Origin of the sequence: Mesorhizobium sp. M1E.F.Ca.ET.041.01.1.1, assembly GCF_003997355.1 — a bacterium.
In the GTDB taxonomy this organism is placed as follows: domain Bacteria; phylum Pseudomonadota; class Alphaproteobacteria; order Rhizobiales; family Rhizobiaceae; genus Mesorhizobium.
Genome location: NZ_RZSL01000552.1, coordinates 1 through 3998 on the forward strand (window position 1 = coordinate 1; position 3998 = coordinate 3998).

Annotated in this window: 3 protein-coding genes and 2 pseudogenes; 3 read left to right on the plus strand and 2 right to left on the minus strand. The window is 57.3% G+C overall.

What is annotated here, in order from left to right:
- The 3 genes and pseudogenes from EOA38_RS29960 to EOA38_RS29970 all read left to right on the plus strand — a co-directional run.
- Positions 1 to 267, plus strand: a pseudogene (locus EOA38_RS29960) (hypothetical protein); the annotation flags it as partial.
- A gap of 1290 nt (positions 268 to 1557) precedes the next feature.
- The gene (locus tag EOA38_RS29965) at positions 1558 to 2613 is read left to right on the plus strand and encodes a dienelactone hydrolase family protein (protein ID WP_245480950.1); all 1056 of its coding nucleotides are present in this window, start codon (positions 1558 to 1560) and stop codon (positions 2611 to 2613) included.
- Positions 2614 to 2748: 135 nt separating this feature from the next.
- On the plus strand, positions 2749 to 2952 hold the full coding sequence (locus EOA38_RS29970) for a hypothetical protein (RefSeq protein ID WP_127300942.1): 204 nt from the start codon (positions 2749 to 2751) through the stop codon (positions 2950 to 2952).
- A 221-nt stretch (positions 2953 to 3173) separates the two neighbouring features.
- Here EOA38_RS29970 and arsC read toward each other — a convergent pair whose 3' ends face one another.
- Both arsC and EOA38_RS29980 read right to left on the minus strand, forming a co-directional pair.
- On the minus strand, positions 3174 to 3584 hold the full coding sequence (gene arsC, locus EOA38_RS29975; protein ID WP_127300943.1) for an arsenate reductase (glutaredoxin): 411 nt from the start codon (positions 3582 to 3584) through the stop codon (positions 3174 to 3176).
- A pseudogene (locus tag EOA38_RS29980) lies at positions 3581 to 3998 on the minus strand (aquaporin); the annotation flags it as partial. The pseudogene EOA38_RS29980 and the gene arsC, both read right to left, overlap by 4 nt.

Genomic DNA, 3998 nt, shown 5'->3' on the forward strand with positions numbered 1-3998 from the left:
GATCATGAGATCGACCTGCCGGTGACGGTGACGCCGCTCGGCGCCGTCGCCCGTCTCGAACATGCGTTGTCGAACTTCGACGAGGACCGGGAACGCTATCGGCAGCGTCTCGCCGACGCCCGGCGCCGTCTCGCCTCCTACCGATCCCGCGATGGCGGCGAATCCGCCTTTGGCGGCGAGCTCGCCGAAAAGCGCCGGCAGCTTGCCGAAGTCGAAGAGGCCCTCGCGGCCGACATCGAGGGCATCGCGGATGCCGTCGCCGCCTGACCTATTGAGTTACCCTCAGCGTATTGGTGCGAATACCGCTTAGTTTGGCTGGGCGGTGCAGCCGGTGCTCGAAATAGTCGGCAAACACCTTGTAGTCGGCGTAGGCGTCCTTGTCGCACCAATATGCGCCGAGGCACCCCCAGACCGGCGATCCCAGTCGGGGGCTGCAAGGTCTGGCATCGGGGGCTCTCAACTGGAATGGCGGCTCTGATAAGACCTTTCGCGGCTCTCCGACGCCGTACCTGCTGCGTCCAGTCGCAGTGAGGGGTTTTGCCCCCTTGTCAGGTTCGCAGCCCGTCGGTGCCGCCTCAGGTTGAAAAGGATCAACCTGCAGATGATTGAGTAGACCACCACATGTGTCGCTTCGAAGATTTGCCAGCGTGGTGACAATGGGTATGGCGAGAACAATTGAAGGATATCTGTCGTGCCACGACGGTGGCATCATTGGACGTCTCGTCGAGAACGGCGTGCGCCTGCTTCAAAACTGAGAAATCGAAGTCCGGTCCAGACAGCGGCCCATGCTACGACGAATTCAAGGGGAGAGCCCGAAGGCGAAGTAAATCGGACCCATGAGAGATACCAGTGGAACAAGAACACTCAGGCACTTTTGTAGGGGTAGCGCTTGCCCGGCTTCGGCGCAATCGTACGCGCCATTCCGCTTCAGTGAGATCGCCCTGCTCAAAACTGCCTCCAAAAACAGTTTCAATCCAGCCTTGCGCATCACGCCAATCTGGGGTTGCGACAAGCGCTGGCGAGTGTCAAAAAGCTGTACAGGAAAAATATTCAGATCATCAACGCCGCGGTCAACGGCACCTACAGCGTGTTTCAGGCAACAGAGGAGGAGTTAGCTATCATCTTCCCCGACGGGACAAGACATTGAATTGTTCGAAGACCCAATCGAGCGGCTTCGGCGACGGTCTGGTCACGGTCCAGCGGCGAGGGCGACCATTGCCCGAACATCGCCGGCCGAGCTGTTGCAGGGCGCCCGCCCCGATCTGCCGAGCGAAAGCCTTGAGGGTCCGCACCGCAAGATCATCGCCACAACCCTTTGCCGAGTTCTGCAACGCCGGCGCTCTCACAGACGTCGACGGCAGGCCCGTGGCCAGCAACCAATCCCGTGCCAGTTATGAAGATGCGACCGCGACATTTCAGGCTGTGGGCAATTCAACATAAGAAGAAGGGCTGTGAAAACGGGGATATTTGATGAGCCGTCTTACCTCGCAAAACTCCTCAGGTATCGAGTGGCGGCCGAACAAACTGTTTTTGATCTTCAAGAAATAGGAGAGAGGTATGTTTCGTTATCTGGCGCGTCGTCATGATCGCAAGCACATCTTGAGAACCTTAGAACGCCAGAAGCGTACCGATCACAGGTCCATAGGCTTTGGTTATGATACTTCCTTGGCGTTCACGGTTAACGAGGCCGAGGACAAAAAAGCTAGTGGCCGCGAATTGGCGTTCAGGACGCTTTCCGAAGGAGAACAGTTTTTCTTCCCGGTTTTGCCCCCGGAGCCATTAAGAGAAGAAGAAAATATTGTCATTTTTCAGTCTGATATCACAACCGTGGATGAAGACAACAATACATTTGAATGTGTGGTTACCGATAGCGGATCGAAAGATCATGCACTCGTTGTGTTTCATCATTGGTACGCGCGGAACCGTTTCCCAACATTCGCCAAGTTCTTTGCCGCAAGGGGCATAACAGTTATTGAGGCTACCCTCCCATATCATTTTAGTCGTGGTTCCCACGACTATTCCGAGGAAAAATTCTTCAACGCGAATTTGGGACGTACCGTCCGGTCGATGAGACAGGCGGTATTGGATGGCCGTAAGATTGTTCGTTGGCTTCATAGTCAGGGGTATCGAAAAATCTCCGTTGTAGGCATGTGCTTAGGTGGCACGGTTGCTGGACTGATCGCTGCCCAGGAAGAAAAGGTTGATAAAGCGGTTCTCATGGTATCGCCAGGGAGCCCTGCTGATCTTGTTTGGACTGGGGAGACCATGCAGTCGTTACGTGGTCGTATTGAACCGGCCATGTCACTCGATGAATTGAAAACCGCTTGGGGTCTCATCAACCTAGAGCTCCATACGTGGAGTCTCACACGTCCTGGCCTGGATATTATGTTCGTGCTTGGCAAGGACGATACGATCACACGTCCAGAAGCTTCGGATCGGGTGATAGAGTTATTGACGAAATGCAATCGTTCGCCAGAAGTCCTGCGTCTCAATTGCGGACATTCGTCTGTGGGGATTTTTCCCTATAACATGATCGCAGCCAGGAAGGTGCTGCGATTTTTGAAAGAGTCTCCGACCTTAGCGGAGATCTGGGAGGTTTCGCTACGACTTTAGCGAAACCCAAATGCTGACGAAACGGGGCAGGTAAAGGCCTCCCCGAATATGAAGTGAGCTCGGCGGCTTTTCACCACGCTTGAATGCATGACCAGAATGCGCGATTGTCGCCCGCCCCGTTATCGCAGGTGAACGATGAACCGCAGGGACAAGGCGTCACCTTTCGTGCCAACCGAAATCCACGTCGGCACGGTGGAGGACGACAAGGGCGCTCTCGGCATCCTATCGATCCATACGACCGAAGGCCTTTTGAATATCGCGCTCGACCTTCACGCCGCCGATGCCATAGTCAATGCGATTGGCGCTATCCGCTCGAAGCTGGCGCTTGTTGAAAGCTAAAAATGCCCGGTCGAAACCGGGCAGGAGGTCTTTCTTAGGAGCCGATCGGATCAACGCAGATCGTCATCGGTAATGTACGTCGTCGTCATGACGGCCTGCTGAAGCCGCGTCAGGCCCTTTCTTGTATCGACGCGCGAGGTGGCGGGAAGTCGGTAGCGTACCCCATCACCTTGTCGACTCGCTCGGCCAGCCAAAAGGCCTTCATTGAAGCAGCTACCGGTCTAGGCCGGCGGCGTGTACGCCACTTTCTCGCCGTCTTCCTTCACGAACTCGCGCACCGGATGCTCGAGTAGGGGCAGCACCACCTCTGAAGGCCGGCATAGCCTTGTGCCCTTCGGCGTCTCGACGATCGGCCGGTTGATCAGGATGGGGTGGGCGAGCATGAGATCGATCAGCTCGCCGTCGCTCCATTTCGGGTCGGCGAGGCCAAGCTCGGCATAAGGCGTTCCCTTCTCCCGCAGCAGCTCGCGCGGGGTGATGCCCATCGCCGAGATCAGTTCCAGCAGCCGCTCGCGGCTCGGTGGCGTCTTCAGATATTCGATCACCACCGGCTCCTCGCCGCTGGCGCGGATCATGGCGAGCGTGTTCCGCGAGGTGCCGCAATCAGGATTGTGATAGATCGTGACCGTCATGACTGTGCTTTCAGTGGCTGGGATTGCGGAATGATCTCCGGCCGCAGCAGCCAGCCCATCAGCGCCAGAGCGATCAATGCGCCAAGCAGTTCGGCGACGATGAAGCCCGGGAGATCCATGGGCCGGATGCCGGAGAACGTGTTGGTCAGCGAACGCGCCAACGCCACGGCCGGATTGGCGAAGGATGTAGAGGCGGTGAACCAGTAGGCAGCGGTGATATAGAGGCCAACCAGCCATGGCACGGCTCGCTGCTCGAACCGGGCTCCGGAGAGAATGACCGCGACGAGGCCGAATGTGGCCACCATTTCGGAGAACCATTGCGCCGGTCCGGCACGCGGCTTCGTCGCGATCTCCAGCACCGGAAGTGCGAACATGAGATGCGCCGTGATCGCACCGGCAATGCCGCCGACAAAC

Bases quoted from the DNA above. Each gene is read 5' to 3' on its own strand.
- EOA38_RS29965 (WP_245480950.1), top strand. From the start codon at position 1,558: ATGTTTCGTTATCTGGCGCGTCGTCATGATCGCAAGCACATCTTGAGA.
- EOA38_RS29970 (WP_127300942.1), top strand. From the start codon at position 2,749: ATGAACCGCAGGGACAAGGCGTCACCTTTCGTGCCAACCGAAATCCAC.
- arsC (WP_127300943.1), bottom strand. From the start codon at position 3,584: ATGACGGTCACGATCTATCACAATCCTGATTGCGGCACCTCGCGGAAC.